This is a genomic window from Rhodococcus sp. P3_B8, assembly GCF_056402775.1.
The window spans coordinates 1-752 of the sequence record NZ_JBFUGT010000683.1; the positions used below are offsets into that span (position 1 = coordinate 1).

At 64.9% G+C, this 752-nt stretch carries 2 protein-coding genes; both read left to right on the forward strand.

The window, feature by feature from the left end:
* On the forward strand, window positions 1-414 hold a 414-nt coding region (locus tag AC1D1G_RS45735), incomplete at its 5' end, for a class I adenylate-forming enzyme family protein (RefSeq protein WP_477957003.1).
* Window positions 411-752: acyl-CoA dehydrogenase family protein (locus AC1D1G_RS45740; RefSeq protein WP_477957004.1), on the forward strand; the 342-nt coding region annotated here is incomplete at its 3' end. The genes AC1D1G_RS45735 and AC1D1G_RS45740, both read left to right, overlap by 4 nt.

Here is a 752-nt window from a genome sequence, read left to right on the forward strand (position 1 = left end):
GCACACGCGCTGCGGGGCGGCTTGATGCACACCGGAGACATGGGCTACTTCGACGACGACGGCTACCTGTACGTCGTCGACCGACTCAAGGACATGATCGTCACCGGAGGGGAGAACGTGTATAGCGCCGAAGTCGAAAGCATTCTCTCCCTGCACGAATCGGTGGCCAGCTGCGCCGTGATCGGGGTCCCCGACCCGGACTGGGGCGAACGCGTCCACGCGGTCGTCGTCCTGACCCCGGGACACGAGACCGACGCCTCGACATTGCGCGAATTCTGTTCGCAATACATCGCTCGATACAAGGCACCGCGCACCGTCGAGTTCGTTCCCGCGCTCCCGCTGTCACCGGTCGGCAAAATTCTCAAACGGACACTGCGCGAGCAGCACAACACATCGATGGGACGACCCTCATGACTCACCGGCCGTCACAGCCGCGTACCGATTCGCCGCGGTATCTGACCGAGGATCGGGTGGCGATCCGTGACCTGGCTCGCGATTTCGCGATGAAGCAGGTGCTTCCGGTCGCGAACGAACTCGACCCGGTGCGCGGCACCATCCCGGACACGGTGAAGAAGGCGATGGCCGAGGTCGGGTTCTTCGGGATCATGATCCCCGAGGAGCACGGCGGTCTCGGTCTCGGCGTGTTCGAGTACTGCCTGGTCGCGGAGGAGTTGTCCCGGGCGTGGATGAGCGTGTCGGGTTTGCTGGCCCGCGGCAACGGGATGGGCGGCGGGTTCACCCCGGAGCAGGAG